The sequence below is a fragment of the Massilia pinisoli genome, assembly GCF_024753285.1.
In the GTDB taxonomy this organism is placed as follows: Bacteria; Pseudomonadota; Gammaproteobacteria; order Burkholderiales; family Burkholderiaceae_D; genus Telluria; species Telluria pinisoli.
In genome coordinates this window covers 26,833-48,134 of sequence record NZ_JANUGW010000005.1, presented here as the reverse complement: position 1 = coordinate 48,134, position 21,302 = coordinate 26,833, and the positions used below count along the sequence as shown (strand labels likewise).

The 21,302-nt window shown below is 67.3% G+C and carries 15 protein-coding genes; 10 read left to right on the top strand and 5 right to left on the bottom strand.

Going from position 1 to position 21,302, the window contains the following annotated elements; genetic code table 11:
• Genes NX784_RS08335 through NX784_RS08325 form a run of 3 tightly spaced genes read right to left on the bottom strand, consistent with a single transcriptional unit; the run spans position 1 to position 2,908 of the window.
• Complete coding sequence (locus NX784_RS08335; RefSeq protein WP_258816198.1) at positions 1–1,422, bottom strand: glycosyltransferase family 2 protein; 1,422 nt, start codon at positions 1,420–1,422, stop codon at positions 1–3.
• Positions 1,422–2,528, bottom strand: coding sequence for a HEAT repeat domain-containing protein (locus NX784_RS08330; RefSeq protein ID WP_258816197.1), 1,107 nt, complete (start codon positions 2,526–2,528; stop codon positions 1,422–1,424). Before NX784_RS08330 ends, NX784_RS08335 begins: the two co-directional genes overlap by 1 nt.
• Positions 2,525–2,908 (bottom strand): response regulator transcription factor, encoded by a 384-nt coding sequence (locus NX784_RS08325; protein WP_258816196.1) that lies wholly within the window; start codon positions 2,906–2,908, stop codon positions 2,525–2,527. Before NX784_RS08325 ends, NX784_RS08330 begins: the two co-directional genes overlap by 4 nt.
• 564 nt (positions 2,909–3,472) lie before the next feature.
• Between NX784_RS08325 and NX784_RS08320 the strand changes: the two genes are divergently transcribed.
• Positions 3,473–4,297, top strand: a complete 825-nt coding sequence (locus NX784_RS08320; RefSeq protein WP_258816195.1) for an SEL1-like repeat protein — start codon at positions 3,473–3,475, stop codon at positions 4,295–4,297.
• Between the two features lie 162 nt (positions 4,298–4,459).
• Here the strand turns inward: NX784_RS08320 and NX784_RS08315 are convergent, their stop codons facing one another.
• Both NX784_RS08315 and NX784_RS08310 read right to left on the bottom strand, forming a co-directional pair.
• Positions 4,460–5,161, bottom strand: coding sequence for a pirin family protein (locus NX784_RS08315; RefSeq protein WP_258816194.1), 702 nt, complete (start codon positions 5,159–5,161; stop codon positions 4,460–4,462).
• Positions 5,162–5,261: 100 nt separating this feature from the next.
• Positions 5,262–5,471, bottom strand: a complete 210-nt coding sequence (locus tag NX784_RS08310; RefSeq protein ID WP_091665665.1) for a DUF3820 family protein — start codon at positions 5,469–5,471, stop codon at positions 5,262–5,264.
• A 54-nt stretch (positions 5,472–5,525) separates the two neighbouring features.
• On the opposite strand from NX784_RS08310, the gene NX784_RS08305 reads away from it, so the two are divergent.
• The 9 genes from NX784_RS08305 (at position 5,526) to NX784_RS08265 (ending at position 21,300) form a co-directional block, all read left to right on the top strand.
• A complete protein-coding gene (locus NX784_RS08305; protein WP_258816193.1) occupies positions 5,526–5,948 on the top strand; it encodes a DUF1810 domain-containing protein in 423 nt (140 codons plus the stop codon).
• A gap of 93 nt (positions 5,949–6,041) precedes the next feature.
• Complete coding sequence (locus NX784_RS08300; protein ID WP_258816192.1) at positions 6,042–7,550, top strand: NYN domain-containing protein; 1,509 nt, start codon at positions 6,042–6,044, stop codon at positions 7,548–7,550.
• A gap of 114 nt (positions 7,551–7,664) precedes the next feature.
• A complete protein-coding gene (locus tag NX784_RS08295; RefSeq protein ID WP_258816191.1) occupies positions 7,665–8,105 on the top strand; it encodes a hypothetical protein in 441 nt (146 codons plus the stop codon).
• Between the two features lie 57 nt (positions 8,106–8,162).
• On the top strand, positions 8,163–9,650 hold the full coding sequence (locus NX784_RS08290; protein WP_258816190.1) for a sodium:solute symporter: 1,488 nt from the start codon (positions 8,163–8,165) through the stop codon (positions 9,648–9,650).
• Between the two features lie 15 nt (positions 9,651–9,665).
• Positions 9,666–11,537: a signal peptide peptidase SppA gene (sppA, locus tag NX784_RS08285; protein ID WP_258816189.1), complete on the top strand. Its 1,872-nt coding sequence runs from the start codon at positions 9,666–9,668 to the stop codon at positions 11,535–11,537.
• 309 nt (positions 11,538–11,846) lie between these two features.
• Positions 11,847–13,316, top strand: a complete 1,470-nt coding sequence (locus NX784_RS08280; protein WP_258816188.1) for an efflux RND transporter periplasmic adaptor subunit — start codon at positions 11,847–11,849, stop codon at positions 13,314–13,316.
• Between the two features lie 144 nt (positions 13,317–13,460).
• The gene (locus NX784_RS08275) at positions 13,461–16,577 is read left to right on the top strand and encodes an efflux RND transporter permease subunit (protein WP_258816187.1); all 3,117 of its coding nucleotides are present in this window, start codon (positions 13,461–13,463) and stop codon (positions 16,575–16,577) included.
• A complete protein-coding gene (locus NX784_RS08270) occupies positions 16,574–19,846 on the top strand; it encodes an efflux RND transporter permease subunit (protein ID WP_258816186.1) in 3,273 nt (1,090 codons plus the stop codon). Before NX784_RS08275 ends, NX784_RS08270 begins: the two co-directional genes overlap by 4 nt.
• Positions 19,843–21,300 (top strand): efflux transporter outer membrane subunit, encoded by a 1,458-nt coding sequence (locus NX784_RS08265; protein WP_258816185.1) that lies wholly within the window; start codon positions 19,843–19,845, stop codon positions 21,298–21,300. The genes NX784_RS08270 and NX784_RS08265 overlap by 4 nt, the downstream gene beginning before the upstream one ends.
• Positions 21,301–21,302: the final 2 nt, after the last annotated feature.

Sequence of the window (21,302 nt, the reverse complement as noted above, 5' to 3'; positions counted from 1 at the left end):
TCAGGGGCCTTTGGGCGTACCTGCCTGCCAGTCGCCCTTGCGTTTCATCGTACCCCAGGTCGATTCCTTCTGCGCGATCCAGCGCCACAGGCCGATCAGGCGCCACACCGTGTTCAACTGGCGGTAGCCGAGGTTTTCCAGCAGCACGACGGCGCCCAGCGCAAGCAACTGCTTGCCGCGCGGGTACATGTGGAACGACATCTCTTCCAGCAGCAGGCCGGACGCGGACAGCAGGATGCCGAGGCCGATCGCGACGAACATGAACGTGGCGAACGCCTGCCACGAGATCCCGCCCGCGACGGCCGCCCACGTCATGAAGACATAGCCGCCCAGTTCGACGACGGGCCCCAGCCATTCGAACAGCAGCATGAACGGGAATGCGAGCCAGCCGGGCACGCCGCCGTTCCTCGAGAACATCAGGCCCCAGTTGGCGTTCAAGCTCTCGGCCAGGCCGCGCTGCCAGCGGATGCGCTGGTTCTTCAGTGTGCGGTAATCTTCCGGCGCCTCCGTCCAGCACACGGGATCGGGCACGAATTCGATTTTGTACGGCTGGCGCTGCGCGCGCAGCAGGCGGTGCATGCGCACGATCAGTTCCATGTCCTCGCCGATCGTGTCCGGGCGGTAGCCGCCGGCCTGGATCACGGTCTCCTTGCGGAACACGCCGAACGCGCCGGAGACGATCAGCATGCCGTTCACGGACGACCACCCGAGGCGGCCGAACAGGAACGCGCGCAGGTATTCCACGACCTGGAATAGCGCCCAGACATTGCGCGGCAGGCCGACCTTCGTGAGGAAGCCGCCCGTCACTTCGCACCCGTTGGCCACGCGGATCGTGCCGCCCGTGGCGACGACGGTCGGGTCGCGCAGGAACGGTTCCGTCACCTTTTCCAGGCTGTCGCGCTGCAGGATCGAATCGGCGTCCACGCCGCACACGAGCGGGTAGCGCGCCGCGTTGATGCCCGCGTTCAGCGAGTCGGCCTTGCCGCCGTTGTCCTTGTCGACCACTCGCAGGTTCGGAAAGCGCGTGGAGCGGTAGATCTGGCGGATGTCCTTCGTCGCGATGCGGCGCCGGTACGCTTCCGGAAACGGCAGCAGGCCGAACTCGCGCTTCAACACGTCCAGCGTGGCGTCCTTCGAGCCGTCGTTCACGACCAGCACCTCGTATTCGGAATACGTCAGCTGCAGCATGGAGCGCACGGACGCGGCAATCGTCGCGGCCTCGTTGTACGCGGGCACGAGGATGCTGACGGGCGGCTCGAGGCCGGAGTAGACGCGCGGCAGGTCGTCCAGCATCGCTTCCTGGCCCTTGCGGTGCAGCGCGCGCAGCGACAGCATGTTCAGCACGAGGTAGCCGCCGTTGAGCAGCACGAAGTAGCACAGCACGAACCACGTGATGAACTGGATGAGCAGGTGGTGCGACATCACGCGGTCCTTTCCGCGGCGCGGGTCTCGGCGATCACCTGGGCGAGGATGTCGGCGGCGAAGCGGTCGGTGAGGCCGGCCTGCAGGGCATCGAGTTCGGCGCGGGCGAGCCAGGGCAGGTCGGCGATCGCCTGGGCGGCGCGGTAGCGCACCCACCATTCGCGGTCGGCGAGCAGCGCGACGAGGCGCTGCACGTCCGATGCGTCGCCGATGCGCCCCAGCGCCTTCGCGGCCAGCACGCGCACCTGCCAGTCGGGATGCGCGAGCAGGCCGCGGACGGTGTCGCGCAGGCCCGGCGTGGCGACGATGCGCAGGGCGGCCGTCACGAGGTCGACGTCGGTGCTGGCGAGGGCATCGGCCAGCAGCGCGGGCGGCAGGTCGATGCGCAGCGCTTCCGCGATGCGCAGGGCGCGCGGCAGGCGGTCCGGCGGCAGCGTCGGCAGCAGGTCCGCGAGGACGCCGGCGACGGGCGCGCTCGCCTCCTTCAGGATGCCGGCGACGTGCGACATCGCCCAGTCGTCGCGCGCGACGAACAGCGGCGTGAGGTAGGCGGCCGCGGCGTGCGGGTCGATGCGCACGAGAGCCCACAACGCGGACAGCGACAGCGTGACGTCCGGGCTTTCGGCCAGCGTGCGCAACGTGTCCCACGATGCGCGGTCGCCCAGGTGGCCCAGCAGCAGGGTGGCGAGCAGGCGCTCTGTGCGCGGCCCGCGCGCGAGCATTGCGCGCGCGTCGTGCTCGACGCCGAGGCGGCGCGCGACGGCGTTCAGCGCGAGACTCGCCTCGCCGCGCAGCGACGCCTGCAGGTGTACCCACAGCTTGATGAAATGCGGACGCTCGGCGCGCGCCAGCCGCGGCAGCGTGGCGGGCATCTCGCCCACGATGGCGGCGTTCAGTACGGGACGCCAGCGCGCGAGCGCACGCGCCTCGCGCCGCTCGCGCCGGCGCAGCGCCATGCGCAGGCGGACGATCTGGGCGGCCAGGAGCAGCGTGAGGAAGAGGGCGCCGATCCCGGTCCAGTACGCGGCGGCCAGGATCGGATCGGCGGGCGCCTTGAACGCGGCGGCGAGTACATGGGCGGGCAGGGCGCCGCCGGGCGGGATCATGCCGGTGTTTTCAGGAAGCGGCGCAGGCGGGCCAGCAATTCCTGCGGCTGGAACGGCTTGATGATGAAGTCGTTGGCACCGGCGTCGAGGGCGCGCACGGTGTCGCGCTCCGTGTTCTTCGCGGTGAGCATCAGGACGGGCACGGCTTCCCAGCCAGGCTGCGCGCGGATCAGGCCGACGATCTCGAAGCCGTCGACGTAGGGCAGCATCACGTCCAGCAGGACGAGGTCGGGCGCGGGCTCCGCCACCACGTGCTGCACGGCCGCGCGCCCGTCCGCCACGTGGGTCACGCGATAGCCCTGGCGTTCGAGCATGAAGCTCAGGACGTGGGCGATGTGGACGTCATCTTCGACGACGAGGACGCTGGGTTGTGCGCTCATGCGGATGGGGTCGAAAGTTGCTGTGTGGCTTGATTATAGCGACGGAATTTAACAGTTGACGCGCGATTGCGGCGGGGCGATTCATTGCGATTTCGTTTGGGCGTGCTTCCGGTCGAGGCGGCGCTGATGCGTGCGAGTCGCGTGCTCGATTTCACTTATTTGATATTTTTGGATAGAAATCGAGATTCATATTTGCATGAGACCTCACGCACGATATAGGAACTGCGTTTTTCATATCGTTATTGTCGAATGCGACATCGGTATTCACCAATAAGGATTCTTCGGGATTGGTCAGATAGTGCACCTGGTCAATTTCATTGTTAGCCCTGATGGATATAGTAATATCAAATAATAAATTCATGGGTAAGCTTTTCCCTCGACTGATGAGCGAAGACGTGCGCAATCTGTGCGGCCGTGCTTTCAGGACCTGGTTGAAGCCGGCGCCAAAGCAATGAAGCGAGCGCTTGCGTTCGGTGGATCGTCGCTGAGCCCATCCACATATCGGACTCAGCTCACCTTGTCGCGAACCTGGTTGCTGTCTTATTAATTTTTACGTGAGTATTTATGAAACGCATTGTGTTCGCTTCCCTCTGCTTTGCAATTTGCACGTCCGTTCACGCTGGCCGAGTTGTCCGCCTTTGGCCTTACAACAAGCATACGGACTCGATCGAACAAATGATTGCGGAAGGCCGTTGCGTTCCCGCAGTGGAGGCGCTCAAGGCGGGCCTTGCAGCGAAAAAGCCAGAGGTCATGTTGTTGGCTGGGACTATGTACGACGAGGGCTTGTGCGTGAAGGCCGACTGGGATCGCGCTGCTGCTTTCTATATGCGTGCTCAAGATTCTGGTCAGCGTTTTGCCCTGGAGCGCCTGATTGCCGGGTATGCGCGGCCCGGACGCGACAACGGCATGGCACTGTACTGGGTGGCGCAGTTTCCCGCCCACCTGGGGTTGCCGCAGGAATGTATCCCGGTCGCCGATCCGCTGAAGGACCCGGATGGCTTCGCCTCGGCTATCGACAAGATGCCACCCGCGACGTTTCAGTCATGTGTCTACACAGCGGGCGTCGTGGCGCAGATCTTCTCGGAAGCCAGCTACCCGACTCTTGCGCTGGAATGGAACGTCACAGGTAAGATCCAGATGGTGTTCGATCCTGCTGCGAATACGATTGATTGGAAGGCCGATACGCTGAATGTCCCGGACACTCTTCCATCGGGCCTCCGTAACGGCGCCGACGATATGGTGCAGAATCCGAGGGCCGTCAAGAACAGCTTGGTCAATTACATGAAGGGCAAGGGCGACTTCGCCCTGAAGCGCTTTGCGCGCCCGTCGACATGGGGGCTTGATCGCACATTCCGGTTGAAGAGAGAAATGACATTTACCATCGAGTGACATCCGTGCGGCGGGGGCGACCATTTCCACCTATCAAGTCGGCAGATCGAACAACAGTAGTTTGAACGATATTTTCTAATTAAGAAAATGCCGGCTTATTAGCTGTCAAGGATTTCCCCGATCTCCGCAGCGCCGCGCCGCGGAGACCGCTCATTCCACCCATCAAGCAGGCAGGTCGAATAGCAACACCTCGGCCGCTTCCGCGTGATCAAACACGACACGCTCCTCACCACCGATCTTGAGCGCATCCCCATCCTTGAGCGCCACGCCATTCACGCTGACGTCCCCGCGAATGACGTGCACGTACGCCAGCCGCTCACGATCCAGCGCGTGCTCCGCATGATCGCCTTCATCGAGAATCGCAGTATAGATCGACGCATCCTGATGAATGGTCACTGACTCCTGCCGCCCGTCACGCGACGCGATCAGCCGCAGCTTGCCCTTCTTGCTGTCGGCAGAAAAATGCTTTTCCTCATAGCTGGGCGGGATGCCTTTCGTGTCCGGCTCGATCCAGATCTGCAGGAAGTGCACGGGGTCCGTCTTCGAGCCGTTGAACTCGCTGTGGCGCACGCCGGTGCCTGCGCTCATGCGCTGCACGTCGCCGTAGTGCAGCACGGAGCCGGTGCCCATGCTGTCCTTGTGTTCCAGCGCGCCGTCCAGCACGTACGAGATGATTTCCATGTCGCGGTGGCCGTGCGTGCCGAAGCCGGCGCCCGGGGCGACGCGGTCTTCGTTGATCACCAGCAGCGGGCCGAAGCCGGTGTGGCGCGGGTCGTAGTAATCGGCGAACGAAAACGTGTGCTTGGACATCAGCCAGCCGTGGTGGGCGGCGCCCCGTTCTTCGCTCCTGCGGACTTCCATCATGGTGTGCTCCTCGTTGTTTGGTGTCGATGGAAGCCAGTATAGGGAGCCGGCCCCGCAATGAAAAACGAGTTCTTTTACGGGCTGCGATCGAAAAAATCGATCATCGCCGCAGGGGATCCAGCAGGCTCCGCAGATTGTTGTGGTCGAGCTCGTACATGAGGGCCAGCAGCTCGCCCAGTTCGCCCTTCGGAAAGCCTTCGCGGGCGAACCAGCCCAGGTAGTGGCCGGGCAGCTCGGCGATCGTGCGGCCCTTGTACTTGCCGTAGGGCATCTCGCGGGTGAGGAGGAGGGTCAGGTGTTCGGGTTTCATGGTGGCGCCACTTTAGCAAACATGGCGTAGCATGCGGCGAAGGAGGGGAGACCGATGACGACCGATTTCAACCTGGAACGCTTCGTCGACGCGCAGATCGGCGTCTACGACACGGCACTGACCGAGTTGCGCGCCGGCCACAAGCGCACCCACTGGATGTGGTTCATCTTTCCGCAGATCGAAGGCCTCGGGCACAGCGCGATGGCGCAGCGCTATGCGATCCGCTCGGCCGACGAGGCCGCGGCATACCTCGCGCACCCGGTGCTGGGCCCACGCCTACGCGCGTGCGCGGCGGCCGTGGCGAGCCACCACGACCGCGGCGTCGATGAGATATTCGGCCATCCCGACAACCTCAAATTCCACTCGTCGATGACCTTGTTCGCGGACGTCGCGCCCGACGAGGCGATCTTCCAGACGTGCCTCGACCAGTTCTTCGACGGCCGCGCCGATCCGGCCACGATCGACCAGCTGGCGTGAGCGTGCTCGCCTCGGACGCGTCCGTGGCGGTGGTGGCGCCGTTGTTGCGTATAATCGCTGGTCAGCTTGTCCACAAACCCAACAACAACACACATGGCTTCATCTTCAGACAATATCAGCATGGCGGTGTTCTGCGACTTCGAGAACGTCGCGCTCGGCGTGCGCGATGCGAATTACGAGAAGTTCGACATCAAGCCCGTCCTCGAACGCCTGCTGCTCAAGGGCAGCATCGTGGTCAAGAAATCCTATTGCGACTGGGATCGCTACAAGGGCTTCAAGGCGACCATGCATGAAGCGAACTTCGAACTGATCGAAATCCCGCACGTGCGTCAGTCGGGCAAGAATTCCGCCGACATCCGCATGGTCGTCGATGCGCTCGACCTGTGCTACACGAAGTCGCACGTGAACACGTTCGTGATCGTGTCCGGCGACTCCGACTTTTCCCCGCTCGTCTCCAAGCTGCGCGAAAACGCGAAGCGCGTGATCGGCGTCGGCGTGAAGCAGTCGACGTCCGACCTGCTGGTCGCGAACTGCGACGAATTCATCTTCTACGACGACCTCGTGCGTGAACAGCGCCGCGCCGCCGCCAAGCGCGACGAGCGCAAGGCCCAGCCGCAGCAGGGCCGCCGCCCGTCCGACGGCGACAACCGCAAGCGCGAAGAAATGGAAGCGCGCAAGCTGCAGGCGCTGGAGATGGTCGTCGAGACCTTCGACGCGCTCGTCTCGGAACGTGGCGACACCGGCAAGATCTGGGCCTCGCTGCTGAAGGACACCTTGAAGCGCCGCCGTCCGGATTTCTCCGAAACGTATTACGGCTTCCGCACGTTCGGCAACCTGCTGGAAGAGGCGCAGACGCGCGGCCTGTTCGAATTCGGCCGCGACGAAAAATCCGGCACCTATGTGTATCGGGGTGCGAACGCCCAGGTCGAGTTGCAGCCCGTCGAGACGGGGGCGGTTGAGGGCACTGGCGCACCTGACGTCGAGCAGCAGGCCGCGTTCGAGGCGGCAGCCGTCGACGAGCTGGCCGCCGAAACGCAGGGCGAGCAGCCGACGGAAGTGCCGGCGGGCGGGCGAGAACCGCGCCGCCGCGGCGGGCGTGGACGCAAGGGCCGCGACGGCCAGGCAGCGGCCGCGCAGGACACGGTCCCCGCATCGGAAGACGCGGCCGTCGCCACGTGGCCCGCGCCGACGCCGGACCTGGCCGAGGCGATCGAGCCCGTGGCTGCGGACGCTGCCCCGGCCCCCGCCGTCGCCGAGGAAGAGGAAGCGCCGGCGAAGGAAGGCCGCCGCGCCGCACGCACGCCGCGCAAGCCGGCCGCGCGCAAGCGCGGCGCCGCGGCCGTCGATGCGGCCGCGCCCGAAGCGGCCGTGACGCCGGAGACGGCGCCGGCTGCGGCCGCCGACGCACAGCGCGCCGACGCGGTCGCGGCACCGGTGGAAGCGCCGGCCGAAGCGGGCGCGCCGGACGTCGACGGCGAATCCCAGGCCGCCAAAGCGGCTCGCAAGAAATCGAGCCGCCCGGCCCACAAGGCCCCGTCGCGCAAGCCGGCCACGCGTGCGCCGCGCCGCCCGGCAAAGCCGAAAACGCCCGAGAACGGCTGACGATCCGCGGCGTCGTTTCCGCCCACCGGAAACGGCGCCCGCGTGCGCGCCCGCGCCGCGCGGGCCTGTGCAATAATGACAAGAACGCCGTTCACCGTCATGCAGAGGCCCATCATGCGTACGCTCACCGGACTGTCCGCCCGCCTGTCGCTCGCCGCGACGCTTGCCGCGTGCCTGCCGGCGCATGCGGGCGCGCCGTCGGCGTCGCATCCGCTGCTGGGCATCTGGGTGCTCACGATCCCGCAGCTCGGCTGTTCCGAGACGTACCACTTCCGCGGCGACGGCACGACGCTCGTCCGCAGCGCCGACGAAGTGTCGGAAAGCGAGTTCACCGTGGCCGAGCAACCCAGCGCCAAGGGTTTCTACAAGCTCGAGGACAAGGTCGTGAAGGACAACGGCAAGCAGGACTGTTCCGGCGAGATCATGAAGCCGGGCACCCGGGCCACGAACTACCTCCGTTTCCACCCGTCCGGCGCGCGCTTCGTCATGTGCCAGGACGAATCGATGGACGCCTGCATCGGCCCGTTCGAACGGGCGCCGGGCCAGGGGATCTGACCGCCACGCTGGCTTGGGTGTATATTGCTGGGCGAATAGACAACATTCGGATCGTCGATGTCCCCGGCTTTACTCTTCTGCATCCTCATCGCTTATTTCGCGCTGCTGCTGGGCGTCGCCCGGGCCACGGCGCGGGGCGCGAACAATGACAGCTTTTTCATCGGCAACAAGAGCAGCAACTGGATGCTCGTCGCGTTCGGCATGGTCGGCACCACGTTGTCCGGCGCCACGTTCATCAGCGTACCGGGCGCCGTCGGCGCGGACGGTTTCGGCTATGCGCAAATCCTCATCGGCTATGTGATCGGCTACGTCGCCGTCGCGTTCCTGCTGCTGCCGCTGTACTACCGCCTGCGCCTCACGTCGATCTACCACTACCTCGACGTCCGCCTCGGCCGCCGCGCCTATCAGAGCGGCGCCGGGTTCTTCATCCTGTCGCGGCTGTTCGGCGCGACGGCGCGGCTGTACCTCGTCGTCGCCGTGCTGCAGACCATCATCCTCGACGGCCTGGGTGTCCCGTTCTGGCTGACGACCCTCGTCATCCTCGGCATGATCCTGCTGTACACGTACCAGGGCGGCGTGAAGACCATCGTGTGGACGGATACCCTGCAGACGACGTGCATGCTCGCGGGCCTGTTCGCCTGCGTCGCCTTCCTGCTGGGCCGTCTGGACCTGACGATCCCGCAGGCGCTGCAGCAAATGCAGCAGCAGGGCCTCGCGCGCGTGTTCACGCATGATCCGAACAGCCCGGGATTCTGGCTCAAGCAGGTCGTGGCGGGCGCGTTCATCGTCGTGACGATGACGGGCATGGACCAGGAAATGATGCAGAAGACGATCTCCGTGAAGACGCTCGGCGATTCGCAGAAGAACCTCTTGACCCTCACCGCGGTCCTCGTCGTCGTGCTCGGCGCGTTCCTGTTCCTCGGCGGCCTCCTGTACCTGTACGCGCCCGTGGCCGGCGTCACGGCGACGGGCGACAAGATCTTCCCGGCCGTCGTCATGGGGCACCTGCCGGCGGCCGTGCAGATCGTCTTCCTCGTCGCGCTGATCTCGGCGCTGTTCCCCAGCGCGGACGGCGCGATCACGGCGCTGACGTCGACGTTCTGCATCGACATCCTCGGCATCCAGCGCCGCGACGATTTGTCGGAAGCTGCGCGCGTGCGCCTGCGCCGCCACGTGCACCTCGCGTTCGCCGTGCTGTTCCTCGCGATGGTGCTCGTGTTCAAATGGGTGGACAATCCCAGCATGATCGTCGTGATCCTCAAGCTTGCCAGCTATACGTATGGCCCCTTGCTCGGCCTGTTCGCGTTCGGCATGATGACGACGCGTACACTCCAGGATCGCCTCGTGCCTGTCGTGACGGTCGGCGCGCCCATCCTGTGCGCACTGCTGGAATACCACCAGCACGCGCTGCTGGGCAGCTACCGCCTCGGCCTCGAATTATTGATCGTGAACGGCGCCCTCGTGTTCGCGGGCCTGTTCGCGATCTCGCGCCCCGCCACGGCCAGTCCGGCCGTCGCCGGGGTCCGAATCACCAACGATGTCTAACCAGTCGGAGAACCGATGTCCTTCAAACCCCTGTCTTCCCTGCGCCGCGGTATCGGTGCGCTCTGGCGCGGCCTCGACGCCACGCGCCGCTTCGTGCTGAACCTGATCTTCCTGCTCATCCTCATCTTCCTCGTGTGGGGCATGTTCGGCGGCGGCCTGAAGCCGCTGGCGCCGAAGACGGCGCTCGTGCTCGACCTGAAGGGTGAACTCGTCGAGGAACGGGCGGGCAGCGTGCGCGATTCCGTCGTCGCGGGCCTGTCCGGCAACGGCCGCCGCCTCGTGCGCCTGCCGGACGTGCTGAAGGCGCTGGACAGCGCCGCCAAGGACCCCAACGTGGGCGACGTCCTGCTGCTGCTGGACGAGATGGGCGGCGGCGGCCTCGCGTCCGTGCGCGAGATCGGCGCGGCCGTCGAGCGCGTGAAGGCTGCGGGCAAGCGCGTCGTCGTCTGGGGCGGCAACTTCGACCAGAAGCGCTACCTCATCGCCGCGCACGCGAGCGAGGTGTACCTGCACCCGATGGGCATGGTGCTGATCGAAGGCTTCGGGCGTCACCGCAACTATTATCGCGACGCGCTCGACAAGGTCGGCGTCACCGTCAACCTGATGAAGGTCGGCACGTATAAAAGCTTCGCCGAGCCGTTCATCGGCAACGGCCCCTCGCAGGCCGCGCAGGAAGCGGACGCGTTCCTGTACAACGGCCTGTGGACCGCGTACACGACGGAAGTGGAGCAGGCGCGCAAGCTGCCGGCAGGGGCGATCGCGAAAGGCATCGACGAGCTGCCGCAGCGCCTGACCGCGGCCAACGGCAACGCGGCCAAGGTGGCGCTGGACTGGAAGCTGATCGACGGCATCAAGACCCGCGACGAGGTGCGCGAGATGTTCGTCAAGCGCGGCGCGTACGACGCCCGCATCAAGAGCTTCCGCCAGGTGGGCCTCGACGACTACGTGGGGCGCCATCCGGACAAGCCGTTCGGCGATGCCGTCGCCGTCGTCGTGGCGGCCGGTGACATCACGGAAGGCACGGGCGGCCCCGGCATGGTCGGTGCCATCTCGACGTCGAACCTGATCCGCAGCGTGCGCGAAGACGACTCCGTGAAAGCCGTCGTCCTGCGCATCAATTCGCCGGGCGGCAGCGCCTACGGCTCGGAACTGATCCGGCGCGAACTGGAACTGACGCGCGCAGCGGGCAAGCCCGTCGTCGTGTCGATGGGAGACGTGGCCGCGTCGGGCGGCTACTGGATCTCGATGGCGGCCGATGAAGTGATCGCCGACCCGTCCACCGTGACGGGTTCGATCGGCGTGTTCGCGATCCTGCCGACCGCGGACAAGGTCGGCGACAAGCTGGGCATCCACACGGCCGGCGTGACGACGACGTGGCTCGCCGACGCCTACAATCCGCTGCGCCCGCTCGACCCGCGTTTCGGCCAGCTGATCCAATCGACCATCAACCACATCTACGACGAGTTCACGACGAAGGCGGCCATCGCGCGCCGCACGACGCCGGCGAAGATCGACGAAGTGGGCCAGGGCCGCGTGTGGACGGGCACCCAGGCGAAGGAGCGGGGCCTCGTCGACCGCCTGGGCAGCTACGGCGACGCGCTGCGCTCGGCCGCCAAGCGCGCTCACCTGGGCGACGATTTCCGCGTCACGTATGCCGAGCAGCCCGCGACCTTGGCCGAGCGCCTGCTGGAGCGCATGGGCCTCTCCGATGCGCAGGCGCTCACCGTGCAGGTGAGGCTGGGCCTCCTGCCGGCCGACCTCGGCGCGGCCGCGCTGGGCGGCAGCACGGCGGCGGCCATCGGCAAGGACCTGGGCTGGCTGTCCGCCGTCGCCGACCGCAAGCAACCGTTCGCGGCGGTCACGCACTGCCTGTGCGGGGTGCCTTGAAACCTTTCCGCTGCGTTAAGCTTTGTAACAGCATGTAGGGGCGAGTACATACGCCGAAACATGGCGTCGCCGTCTTCGATACGGGCGCGGGACCTTCCCGCGCCCGTTTTTGTTTGGATCTGACGGGATGTGTACGGCATCCGTGTAAATCGGTGTAAAGGCGGCGAATTTCTTGCCCGGCGGCAGGCGCGTCTGCGAGGCGGCGTGATGGCGCGTCGGTACGTTACGAAACATAAGCCTGCGGTGGAGCGTGCTACATTCCAAGAAAAATTTATTGTGCTTTTGAACACTCGGCCGCCAAGGACTCGCATGGATTCGACCGTCACCCCCGACAAGAACAAGACGCCCACCCAACCGAAGCGCTCGCGCCGCACGCGCGTCATCGGCACCATCGTCGCCGTGCTCGCGATGGCCGGACTGGTGGCTTTGGCCTGGCACCTCATACACCAGGCGCCGCAGGCCGGCCCGGGCGGCGGCAGGCCGGGCGCGGGCGGGCCCGGCGCGGGTCGCGGAGGACCGGGCGGCTCCGGCGGACGCGGCATGCCGGCGACGACGGTCGGCGTCGGCAAGGCCGAGCGTGCCGACATCCCGGTCGTGCTGGACGCCCTCGGCACCGTGACCCCGGCCGCCGTGGCGACCGTGCGTCCGCAGATCGGCGGCGTGCTGCAGAAGATCCTGTTCACCGAGGGGCAGCTCGTCAAGGCGGGCCAGGTGCTTGCGACGATCGACCCGCGTCCCGCGCAGATGGCGCTGCTGCAGGCGACGGGCCAGCGCCAGCGCGACGAGGCCCAGCTCGAGACGGCCAAGGTCACCCTGGGCCGCTACCAGACCTTGCTGCAGCAGGATTCGATCGCGCGCCAGGACGTCGACACGCAGGCCGCGCTGGTGAAACAGTTGCAGGGGACCGTCACGACGGACAAGGCGGCCGAAGGCATCGCCCGCATCAACCTCGGCTACACGCAGGTGCGCGCGCCGATCGCGGGCCGCGTGGGCTTGCGTACCGTGGACATCGGCAACCTCGTGGGCAGCACCGACGCGACGGGCATCGCCGTCATCACGCAGCAGTCGCCGATCGACGTCGAATTCGCCGTCCCGCAGGACCGGCTGCCCGCGCTCACGCAGCGCATCAACGAGAACGCGACTCTGCCCGCGACGGCGCTGGACCGCACCCGCACGCGCGAGCTGGCGCAGGGCCACTTCATCGCGCTGGACAACCAGGTCGATACGCAGACGGGCACCGTGAAGGCGAAGGCCCGCTTCGGCAACGAGGGCGCGAAGCTGTTCCCGAGCCAGTTCGTGAACATCCGCCTGCAGGTCGACGTCGTCAAGAACGCCGTTACGGTGCCGGTGACGGCGCTGCGCCACGGCGCCAGTGGCGACTACGTCTACGTGCTGAATCCGCAGGCGCGCACGGTGGCGCTGACGAACGTGAAGCGCGGCGAGGAGAATGCCGAGCGCGTCGAGATCACGAGCGGCCTCGCGGGCGGCGAGACCGTCATCACGGAAGGTGCCGACCGCTTGAAGGACGGCGCGAAGGTGACTTTGCCGGGCGATCATCCGCGCGGCCAGGGTGCCGGCGGGGAGGGTGGCGGTGCGGCGGGCGGTCGTGGCAACTGGAAGGGCCGCCACGGCGGGCAGGCCGGCGGCGCGGACACGCCCGCGGCCGCGGGACCGGCAGCGCCAGGCGCCGCTCAACCGGCGCAGCCGGGACAGCCGGGTCAGGACGGCGCCCAGCGTCAGCATCGCCGCCGCCAGCAGCAGGAAGGAGCCGCGCAATGACGCCGTCCGCAGTGGTAGGGTGGGCTCCCCGAGCCCACGCGGACGTATGCGGCGTATCGGCGTTACGCGTGGGCACGGGGTGCCCACCCTACGTCCATGGCGGAGGTGCCATATGAATCCATCCGTCCATAGCGGAGGCGGCGCATGAGCCCATCCGCGCCTTTTATCCGCCGCCCCGTCGCCACGTCGCTGCTGATGCTGGCAATCGTGCTGGCAGGCCTCGTCGGCTACAAATTCCTGCCGCTGTCGGCCCTGCCGCAAGTGGACTTCCCGACGATCCAGGTGCAGACCTTGTACCCGGGCGCGAGCCCGGAAGTGATGGCGCGCACCGTGACGGCGCCGCTGGAACGGCAATTCGGCCAGATGGCGGGCCTCGCGCGCATGGGCTCCAACAGCGCGGCCGGCGTCTCCGTCATCACCTTGCAGTTCACGCTGGGCCAGACGCTCGACGTGGCGGAACAGGAAGTGCAGGCCGCGATCAACGCGGGCGGCTCGCTGCTGCCCACGGACCTGCCGGCGCCACCGGTCTACGCGAAGGTCAACCCGGCCGACGCGCCCGTGCTGACGCTCGCCATCACGTCCGATTCGATGCCGCTGACGGAGGTGCAGAACCTCGTCAACACGCGCCTCGCGCTGAAGATCAGCCAAGTGACGGGCGTGGGCCTCGTCACGTTGCAGGGCGGCCAGCGGCCGGCCGTGCGCATCCAGGCCGACACGGCGGCCCTCGCGGCGAACGGCCTCGGGCTCGACACGTTGCGCACGGCGATCACCGCCGCCAACGCCAACAGCGCCAAGGGCAGCTTCGACGGCCCCGCGCGCGCCTACACGATCAACGCCAACGACCAGCTGGTGACGGTACCCGACTACACGAACCTGATCGTCGCCTACCGCAACGGCGCCCCGGTGCGCCTGGGCGACGTGGCGAAGGTCGTCGACAGCGCGGAAAACGTCAAGCTGGGTGCGTGGGCCAACATGAAGCCCGCGATCATCCTGAACGTGCAGCGCCAGCCGGGCGCCAATGTGATCGCCACCGTCGACGCCATCAAGCAGCGCCTGCCCGAGCTGCAGGCGAGCCTCCCGCAGAGCATCCACATGGACGTGCTGTCGGACCGCACGAACGGCATCCGCGCGTCCGTCGAACACGTGCAGATCGAGCTGGTGCTGGCCGTCGTGCTCGTGGTGCTCGTGATCTTCGCGTTCCTGCACAGCGTGCGCGCCACCGTCATCGCGAGCCTCGCCGTGCCGATCTCCCTCGTCGGCACGTTCGGCGTGATGTATTTGCTGGGCTACAGCCTGAACAACCTGTCGCTGATGGCGCTGACGATCGCCACGGGCTTCGTCGTCGACGACGCCATCGTCATGATCGAGAACATTTCGCGCTACATCGAGGAAGGCGAGCCGCCGATGGAGGCCGCATTGAAGGGCGCCACGCAGATCGGCTTCACCATCATCTCGCTGACGGTGTCGCTGATCGCCGTCTTGATCCCGCTGCTGTTCATGGGCGACGTCGTGGGCCGCCTGTTCCGCGAGTTCGCCGTGTCCCTGGCCATCACGATCCTGATCTCGGCCGTCGTGTCGCTGACGCTCGTGCCGATGATGTCGGGCCGCTGGCTGAAGCACCACGACCAGGCGCACGAGAGCGCGTTCGCGCGCAAGTTCCAGTCGTTGTTCGACTGGACGGTGGGCCACTACGACCGCGGCCTGAACTGGGTGCTGGAACGCCAGGGCCTGACCTTGCTCGTCGCACTGGGCACGCTCGTGCTGACGGCGTTGATGTGGGTGTTCATCCCGAAGAGCCTGTTCCCCACGCAGGACACGGGCCAGCTGCAGGCGCGTGTGGAGGCGCGCCAGGCCATCTCGTACAGTGCGATGGCCGACATGCAGCAGGCCGCCGCGCGCGAGATCCTGGCCGACCCGGACGTCGAATCGCTCGCGTCGACGGTGGGCGTGGACGCCGCCAACAATACGATGCTCCACACGGGCACGATGCTGATCAACCTGAAGAAAAGCCACGGCGACCAGCGCGACCTGATGGACCGCCTGCGCCGCCGCGTGGCGCAGAACGTCGCGGGTGTCACGTTGTACCTGCAGCCCACGCAGGACCTGACGATCGACGCCGAGACGGGCCCCACCCAATACCGTCTGTCGATCGAGGGCGCGGACACGAAGACCGTGACGGAATGGGCGCAGAAGATGGTCGACGCGATGGCGCGCCGCAAGGAGCTGGCGAACGTCGTCACGGACGCCGGCGCCACGGGGGCCGCCGCGTACGTCAACATCGACCGCGACAGCGCGTCGCGGCTGTCCGTCACGGCGTCCAACGTCGACGACGCGTTGTACAGCGCGTTCGGCCAGCGCATCGTGTCGACGATCTTCACGGAGACGAACCAGTACCGCGTGATCCTGGAAGCGCAGCAGGACGAGCACATGTCGCTCGACGCGCTCGCGAACCTGCAGCTGCGCACGGGCTCCGGCTCGCCGACGCCGCTGTCCGCCATCGCCGCCATCACGGAGCAGGCCGCGCCGCTGCAGATCACGCACGTGGCCCAGTACCCCGCGACGACGATCGGCTTCGACACGGCGAACGGCATCAAGCTGGGCACCGCCGTCGCCGCGATCAAGGACGTCGCGCAAGAGATCGGCCTGCCGGCGTCCGTCAGCATGACGTTCCTCGGCGCGTCCGGCGCGTACCAGGCGTCGCTGACGAGCCAGCTGTGGCTGATCCTCGCGGCCGTCGTCTGCGTGTACATCGTGCTGGGCGTGCTGTACGAGAGCTACATCCACCCGCTGACGATCCTGTCGACGCTGCCGTCGGCCGGCGTGGGCGCGCTGCTGGCGCTGGGCGTGACGGGGCAGGGTCTCGGCGTCATCGGCATCATCGGCATCATCCTCCTGATCGGCATCGTCAAGAAGAACGCGATCATGATGATCGACTTCGCCATCGAGGCCGAGCGCGACGAAGGCAAGGACCCGCGCACGGCCATCCACCAGGCCGCGATGCTGCGCTTCCGTCCCATCATCATGACCACGTTGGCCGCGCTGTTCGCCGCGATCCCGCTGATGTTCGGCTGGGGCGAGGGCGCCGAACTGCGCCGGCCGCTGGGCCTCGCCATCTTCGGCGGCCTGATCGTCAGCCAATTGCTCACGCTGTTCACGACGCCCGTCATCTACCTGGCGTTCGACCGCATGGCGCGGCGCTGGGGCGGCGAAGAACCGGCGAAGCCGCGCACGGAACCGAAGCCTGGCGGGGCGGGCGCATGAGCCTGTCGCAACCGTTCATCCGGCGGCCCATCGCGACGGTGCTGCTGACCATCGGCATCGCGCTGGCGGGCGTCGCCGCGTTCTTCGTGTTGCCCGTGTCGCCGCTGCCGCAGGTCGACTTCCCGACGATCTCCGTGTCGGCGAACCTGCCGGGCGGCAGCCCGGACACGATGGCGACGTCGGTGGCGACACCGCTGGAGCGGCGCCTCGCCGTCATCGCCGGCGTCAACGAGATCACGTCGAACAGCGGCAACGGCTCCACGCGCATCAACCTGCAATTCGACCTCACGCGCCAGATCGATTCCGCCGCGCGCGAGGTGCAGGCCGCGATCAACGCGTCGCGCGCCGACCTGCCGGCCACCTTGCGCAGCAACCCGACGTACCGCAAGGCGAATCCGGCCGACGCGCCGGTGCTGATCCTCGCGCTGACGTCGAAGGCGCGCAGCCCCGGCCAGATCTACGACGAAGTGTCGAACATCGTGCAGCAGAAGATCGCGCAGGTGAAGGGCGTGGGCGACGTGGAGCTGGGCGGCGGCTCGCTGCCCGCCGTGCGCGTCGACCTGAACCCGTACCAGCTGAACCAGTATGGCCTCGCGACGGAGGACGTGCGCGCCGCCATCCAGGCCACCAACGCGAACCGGCCGAAAGGCGCGCTGGAAGGGCAGGGCATGCGCCTGCAGATCTATTCGCAGGCGAACACGCCGACGAACGGGCGCACCGCGGCCGATTACAAGGGCCTCGTCGTCGCGTGGCGCAACGGTTCCGCGATCCGTCTGCAGGACGTGGCCGACGTCACGGACGGCGTCGAGGACATCCATACGCTGGGCCTGTTCAACGGCGAGCCCGCAGTGGTCGTGCTGATCACGAGCCAGCCCGGCGCGAACGTCATCGAAACGGTGGACGGCGTGCGCGCGCTGCTGCCGCAACTGCAGGCGCAGCTCCCGCAGGACGTGCACATGCAGGTCGCGTCGGACCGCACCAATTCGATCCGCGCGTCGCTGCACGAGATCGAGATGACGTTGATGATCTCGATCCTGCTCGTCGTGCTCGTCGTCTCCGTCTTCCTGCGCAGCGCCCGCGCCACCGTCGTGCCGGCCGTGGCGACCATCGTCTCGCTGCTGGGCACCTTCGGCGTGATGTACATGCTGGGCTTCTCGCTGAACAACCTGTCGTTGATGGCGCTGACGGTCGCCACCGGCTTCGTCGTCGACGACGCCATCGTCGTGCTGGAAAACACGAGCCGCCACGTCGAGCAGGGCATGGACCGCATGAAGGCCGCGCTGCTGGGCGCGCAGGAAGTGGGCTTCACGGTGCTCTCGATCAGCCTGTCGCTCGTCGCCGTGTTCATCCCGCTGCTGTTCATGGGCGGGCAGGTGGGCCGGCTGTTCCGCGAATTCGCCGTCACGTTGTCGGCCGCCGTCATGATCTCGCTCGTGATCTCGCTGACGACGACGCCGATGCTGTGCGCCGTGCTGCTGAAGCCCGGCCAGAAGCTGCACGGCCACGTCGAGCGCAAGCAGGGCCGCCTCGCGCGCTGGTCCGAGCGCGCGTTCGGCGGCGTGCTGAAGTCGTACGAGCACGCGCTGGATTGGGCGCTGGACATGAAGCCGCTGGTCATGCTGATCCTCGTGTTCGTCGTCGGGCTGAACGTGTACCTGTTCTCCGGCGCGCCGAAGGGCTTCTTCCCGCAGCAGGACACGGGGCAGATCAACGGCGGCATGCGCGCCGACCAGAGCATCTCGTTTCAGGCCATGCAGGGCAAGCTGCGCCAGCTCGTGAACATCATCAAGAGCGATCCCGCCGTCGACACCGTCGTCGGCTTCACCGGGGGCTCGCGCGCGGGCGGCGGCTTCATGTTCATGAACCTGAAGCCCGTGAGCCAGCGCGCGAAGGGCGAGAGCGGCCAGGCCGTGATCGCGCGCCTGCGCCCGAAGCTCGCGCAGGTGACGGGCGTGCAGCTGTTCCTGAATCCCGTGCAGGACTTGCGCATGGGCGGGCGCCAGTCGAATTCCACGTACCAGTACACCCTCAAGAGCGACAACCGCGCCGACCTCAAGACGTGGGCGTCGAAGCTCGCCGACGCGATGAAGATGCAGAAGGCGCTGACGGACGTCGACACCGACCAGGCGGACAACGGCGTCGAGACCTATGTCGACATCGACAAGCAGACGGCCGCCCGCATGGGCATCAGTGCGAAGGACGTCGACAACGCGCTGTACGACGCGTTCGGCCAGCGCCAGGTCGCCAACATCTACGACGAGTTGAACCAGTACCACGTGATCATGGGCGTCGCGCAGAAGTATGCGCGCTCGCCGGCCGCGCTGGACGACGTGTACGTGCCCGCGAAGAACGCGGCCGGCGCCGCGACGACGGCCAAGGCCACGGCGACATCGGCGACCAGCGGCACGCCGGCCGCACCCGCGAACCTGACGGCCGCGCGCGACCCGGCCAGCGGCGCGGCGCTGTCGACGGGCGCCACGACGATGGTGCCGCTGTCCGCCATCGCCCGTTTCGCCGAACGGGCGACACCGAGCTCCGTCAACCACCAGGACGGCGAGCTGGCGACGACGATCTCGTTCAACCTCGCCGAGGGTTACTCGCTGTCGGAGGCGCAGCGGGCCGTGCTGCAGGCGGAGGCCGATATCGGCATGCCCGTCAACGTGCGCGGCAGCTTCCAGGGGCAGGCCAAGCAGGCGCAGGAATCGAACCAGCAGCAACCCTTGCTGATCCTCGCCGCGATCGTCGTCATCTACATCGTGCTGGGCATCCTGTACGAAAGCCTCGTGCACCCGATCACCGTGCTCTCGACATTGCCCTCCGCCGGCGTGGGCGCCGTGCTGGCGCTGCTGCTGTTCCACATGGAGTTTTCCATCATCGCCCTGATCGGCGTGTTCCTCCTGATCGGCATCGTCAAGAAGAACGCGATCCTCATCATCGACTTCGCGCTGGAAGCGGAGCGGGCGCGCGGACTCTCGGCCACGGAAGCCGTGCGCGAGGCGTGCCTGCTGCGCTTCCGGCCGATCCTCATGACGACACTGGCCGCCGCTTTAGGCGCGCTGCCGCTGGCGATCGGCTTCGGCGAAGGCTCCGAGCTGCGCCAGCCGCTGGGCATCGCCATCATCGGCGGGCTGATCGCGAGCCAGCTTCTCACCTTGCTCACGACGCCCGTCGTCTACGTCTACGTCGACAAGCTGCGCCGCCGCGGCGCCGACGAGCACCACCTGGTCCGCCATCCGCTGGAGGACCAGCCAACGACTTCACCATCATGAACCACACCATGCGCACCACCGTGATCCTCCGTTCCCTGACGCATGCCTTGCTGGCGGCCGCCGTGCTGTCCGGCTGCGCGTTCACGCCCGCGTACGAGCGCCCGACGACGCCGCAGCCCGCAGCCTTCAAGGAGCTGGCCGGATGGACGCCCGCCGCGCCGGCCGATGCGCTCGAGCGCGGACCGTGGTGGAATCTGTTCGGCGATCCCGTGCTCGACGGCTTGATGCGCCAGGTCGAGGTCAGCAACCAGAACGTGGCGGCCGCCGTCGCCGCGTACGCGCAGGCGCGCGCCGTCGTGGCGGAGCAGCGTGCCGCGTTATTCCCCTCCGTGACCCTGACGGGAGGCGCCAACCGCAACGGCAGCGGCGGGGGCGCGAACAACAGCGGCAACGGTAGCGGCAACAACAACGGCGGCGGGCGCACGTCGAACAGCTACCGGCTGAACATCGGCTCGACGTGGGAGCCGGACGTGTGGGGCCGGCTGCGCGCGGGCGTGTCCGCGGCGCAGGCGAATGCGCAGGCCAGCGCGGCGGACCTCGCGTCCGCGCGCCTGTCCGCGCAGGGCGAGCTGGCCGCCGATTATTTTTCGCTGCGCTCGGTCGACGCCCAGCGCGCGTTGCTGGCGACGACAATCGAGGGCTACCAGCGCGTGCTGAAGATCACGCAGAACCGCTTCGACGTGGGCATCGTGCCGCATTCGGACGTCTACCAGGCGCAGACCCAACTTGCCAGTGCGCAGAGCGACGACTTGTCGCTGGCGCGCCAGCGCGCGCAGTTCGAGCACGCGATCGCGGTCCTCGTCGGCAAGGCACCTGCCGACTTCGCGCTCGCGCCCGTGCCGTGGAACGTGACGGTGCCGGAGGTGCCGGTGGGCGTGCCGTCCGCGCTGCTGGAACGCCGCCCCGACATCGCCGCCGCGGAGCGCGCCGTCGCGGCATCCAACGCGCAGATCGGCATCGTGCGCTCCGCCTACTTCCCGCAGATCGGCCTGACGGCGTCGTACGGCCCCTCGGCCAGCGCCATCGGCGACCTGTTCAAGGCATCGAGCATGGCGTGGGCGTTGGGGCTGTCGGCGACGGAGGTGATCTTCAACGGCGGCGCCAACCGCGCCGCCGTGCAGGGCGCAAATGCGGCCCGCGAGCAGGCCGTCGCGCGCTACCGCCAGACCGTGCTGACGGCGTTCGCCGACGTCGAGGATCAATTGGCCGCCACACGCGTGCTGGCGCAACAGCAGGACTTGCTGCGCCAGGCGTCGCAGGCCGCGGACAAGGTCGAGGAGCAGGTGCTGAACCGCTACAAGGCCGGCCAGGTGAGTTACTCGGAAGTCGTGCAGGCGCAGGTGACGGCGCTGAACGCGCGTCGCGCGCTCGTGCAGGCGCAGGGCAATCGCCAGACGACGGCGGTGGCGCTGATTCAGTCGCTGGGCGGCGGCTGGCACGCGGGCCAGGAGTAGAC

Coding starts and splice junctions, on each gene's coding strand:
- NX784_RS08315 (WP_258816194.1), bottom strand. CDS start 5,161: ATGATGGAAGTCCGCAGGAGCGAAGAACGGGGCGCCGCCCACCACGGC.
- sppA (WP_258816189.1), top strand. CDS start 9,666: ATGTCCTTCAAACCCCTGTCTTCCCTGCGCCGCGGTATCGGTGCGCTC.
- NX784_RS08320 (WP_258816195.1), top strand. CDS start 3,473: ATGAAACGCATTGTGTTCGCTTCCCTCTGCTTTGCAATTTGCACGTCC.
- NX784_RS08275 (WP_258816187.1), top strand. CDS start 13,461: ATGAGCCCATCCGCGCCTTTTATCCGCCGCCCCGTCGCCACGTCGCTG.
- NX784_RS08310 (WP_091665665.1), bottom strand. CDS start 5,471: ATGAAACCCGAACACCTGACCCTCCTCCTCACCCGCGAGATGCCCTAC.
- NX784_RS08290 (WP_258816190.1), top strand. CDS start 8,163: ATGTCCCCGGCTTTACTCTTCTGCATCCTCATCGCTTATTTCGCGCTG.
- NX784_RS08330 (WP_258816197.1), bottom strand. CDS start 2,528: ATGATCCCGCCCGGCGGCGCCCTGCCCGCCCATGTACTCGCCGCCGCG.
- NX784_RS08300 (WP_258816192.1), top strand. CDS start 6,042: ATGGCTTCATCTTCAGACAATATCAGCATGGCGGTGTTCTGCGACTTC.
- NX784_RS08270 (WP_258816186.1), top strand. CDS start 16,574: ATGAGCCTGTCGCAACCGTTCATCCGGCGGCCCATCGCGACGGTGCTG.
- NX784_RS08305 (WP_258816193.1), top strand. CDS start 5,526: ATGACGACCGATTTCAACCTGGAACGCTTCGTCGACGCGCAGATCGGC.
- NX784_RS08335 (WP_258816198.1), bottom strand. CDS start 1,422: ATGTCGCACCACCTGCTCATCCAGTTCATCACGTGGTTCGTGCTGTGC.
- NX784_RS08325 (WP_258816196.1), bottom strand. CDS start 2,908: ATGAGCGCACAACCCAGCGTCCTCGTCGTCGAAGATGACGTCCACATC.
- NX784_RS08295 (WP_258816191.1), top strand. CDS start 7,665: ATGCGTACGCTCACCGGACTGTCCGCCCGCCTGTCGCTCGCCGCGACG.
- NX784_RS08265 (WP_258816185.1), top strand. CDS start 19,843: ATGAACCACACCATGCGCACCACCGTGATCCTCCGTTCCCTGACGCAT.
- NX784_RS08280 (WP_258816188.1), top strand. CDS start 11,847: ATGGATTCGACCGTCACCCCCGACAAGAACAAGACGCCCACCCAACCG.